This is a genomic window from Streptomyces spongiae (assembly GCF_009377185.1).
Lineage (GTDB): Bacteria > Actinomycetota > Actinomycetes > Streptomycetales > Streptomycetaceae > Streptomyces > Streptomyces spongiae.
Window position 1 is genome coordinate 1 of record NZ_VJZC01000931.1, and the last position, 2,447, is coordinate 2,447.

Consider the following 2,447-nt stretch of genomic DNA (forward strand, 5'->3'; position numbering starts at 1 on the left):
CCAAGAAGGTTCCCCGAGCCCCACAACCCGCCAAGCCCAGCGGCAGCGCACCGCTATCGAAGCTTCGGACCACCCCGAGGCATCCGCATCCCCTTCGGCATCGGCCCCTTCGGCAACGGCATGTTGCTCATCAGGTCACCCATCGCCCGCAGACGATCATTCGTGGCGGTCACCTGGGGCCCGCTCAGCACCCGCGGCAGCTTCAGCATCGTCGTGCGGAGCTTCTTCAGCGCGACCTGGTCGTCACCGGTGCCCACGATCAGATCGTGCACGGGCACGTCCGCCACGATCCGGGCCATCTTCTTCTTCTCGGCGGCCAGCAGGCCCTTCACCCGGTTCGGGTTGCCCTCGCCGACCAGCACGATGCCCGCCTTGCCGACGGCGCGGTGCACCACGTCCTGGCTGCGGTTCATCGCCACCGCCGGAGTGGTCGTCCACCCACGGCCGACGTTGTCCAGCACCGCGGCCGCCGCACCCGGCTGGCCCTCCATCTGACCGAAAGCGGCCCGTTCGGCCCGGCGTCCGAAGACGATCGCCATCGCGAGGAAGGCGAGCAGGAGGCCGAGAATGCCGAGATAGATGGGGTGGCCGATCAAGAAACCGATCGCGAGGAAGACACCGAAGGTGACGATTCCGACAGCCGCGAGTACAAGACCGATCTTCTTGTCGGCCTTGCGGGTCATCTTGTAGGTCAGAGCGATCTGCTTGAGTCGCCCGGGGTTCGCAGCGTCCGCTGCGGTTTCCTTCCTCGCCATGGACGGAAGTCTACGTGGCCCGCGAAGCGAGGACGACGGCGGTGCCGACAGGGGGTGGGGCGGGGGCCGTTTGCACGGCGGTCGTCAGGGCAGGCGGGAGACGACGGTCTCGTCGAGGACCCGCTGGGCCTCGACCCGGTCCTTGGCGCGGCGGCGGTCCTCCAGCACGGAGGTCCAGGCGTTACGGCGGGCGGTGCGCTGGCCGCTGCTCATGAGCAGCGACTCGACGGCACGGAGTGCATCGGTGAACGACGGGATTGCGGTGGCGCGGACGGGCGCGGCCTGCATGATGGGGGTCCCCCCTCAGGGATGGCGACTCGGCTCGGGGCTCTACGTGGTGTGAAACCAGCGTCACTGAATGGTGTTACCAGGGCGTGACCGGCCGGTCAAACGCTAATGAAACCTTGATTTGGGGCCCCTGAACGTTGACGCGGCCCTGATGACGCCCCCTATCTGCGGAGACGGTCAGGACCGCGTCGTATCGGCCACTACTCACCAGTAGTCTCTTGTGCGCAGATTCACACGTGGAAACTGGCACGCAGTGCCATCCGGGTGAGTCGGGTGAGCCGAGTGAGTCGAGTCAGACGGACTGGGAGGCCACGTACGCGCCCCGCCGCTCGACCGCCATCCCGTACAGCCGGCCGGCCCGGTACGACGAACGCACGAGCGGGCCGGACATCACGCCGGAGAAGCCGATCTGCTCGGCCTCGTCCTTCAGCTCCACGAACTCGTGCGGCTTGACCCAGCGCTCCACGGGGTGGTGGCGGACGCTCGGGCGCAGGTACTGCGTGATGGTGACGAGCTCGCAGCCGGCCTCGTGCAGCTGGCGCAGGGCCTCGCTGACCTCCTCGCGGGTCTCGCCCATGCCGAGGATCAGGTTCGACTTGGTGACCAGGCCGTAGTCGCGGGCCTCGGTGATGACCTTGAGCGAGCGGTCGTAGCGGAAGCCGGGGCGGATGCGCTTGAAGATCCGCGGCACGGTCTCGACGTTGTGGGCGAAGACCTCGGGGCGGGAGGCGAAGACCTCTTCCAGCAGCTCCGGGACCGCGTTGAAGTCGGGCGCGAGGAGCTCGACCTTCGTGCGTCCCGCTTCGCGCTGCTCCGTCTGCTGGTGGATCTGGCGGACGGTCTCGGCGTACAGCCAGGCGCCGCCGTCGGGGAGGTCGTCGCGGGCGACGCCGGTGATCGTGGCGTAGTTGAGGTCCATGGTGACCACGGACTCGCCCACGCGGCGCGGTTCGTCGCGGTCCAGGGGCTCGGGCTTGCCGGTGTCGATCTGGCAGAAGTCGCAGCGGCGGGTGCACTGGTCGCCGCCGATGAGGAAGGTCGCCTCGCGGTCCTCCCAGCACTCGTAGATGTTGGGGCAGCCGGCTTCCTGGCAGACCGTGTGCAGGCCCTCGCTCTTCACGAGGTTCTGCATCTTCGTGTACTCGGGGCCCATTTTCGCCCGTGTCTTGATCCACTCGGGCTTGCGCTCGATGGGGGTCTGGCTGTTCCGGACCTCCAGGCGCAGCATCTTGCGTCCGTCGGGTGAGACTGCGGACACATCGGCTCCCTGTAGCTTCGATTCTTCGGCGTACACCAGGGTACGCCCGTACGGTTCTCGGTCCCCGGGGTGGGCAACCTTCGGCTGCGGGGTCCCATTCCCGTCCTGGCACGAGGGGACTTCCTTCGCCCCCGCCGCCCCTACCC

Annotated in this window: 3 protein-coding genes; all 3 read right to left on the minus strand. The window is 68.0% G+C overall.

Translation table 11 applies throughout. The features are described from left to right. Positions 1 to 53: 53 nt before the first annotated feature. The 3 genes from FNH08_RS48805 to lipA all read right to left on the minus strand — a co-directional run bounded on the left by FNH08_RS48805 (position 54) and on the right by lipA (position 2,301). The gene (locus FNH08_RS48805) at positions 54 to 755 is read right to left on the minus strand and encodes a DUF4191 domain-containing protein (protein WP_152778343.1); all 702 of its coding nucleotides are present in this window, start codon (positions 753 to 755) and stop codon (positions 54 to 56) included. Positions 756 to 839: 84 nt separating this feature from the next. Then, complete coding sequence (locus FNH08_RS48810) at positions 840 to 1,043, minus strand: SCO2195 family GlnR-regulated protein (protein WP_152778345.1); 204 nt, start codon at positions 1,041 to 1,043, stop codon at positions 840 to 842. A gap of 292 nt (positions 1,044 to 1,335) precedes the next feature. Next, entirely contained in the window at positions 1,336 to 2,301 is a 966-nt protein-coding gene (gene lipA, locus FNH08_RS48815) for a lipoyl synthase (RefSeq protein WP_322726634.1), read from the minus strand. Positions 2,302 to 2,447 lie beyond the last annotated feature (146 nt).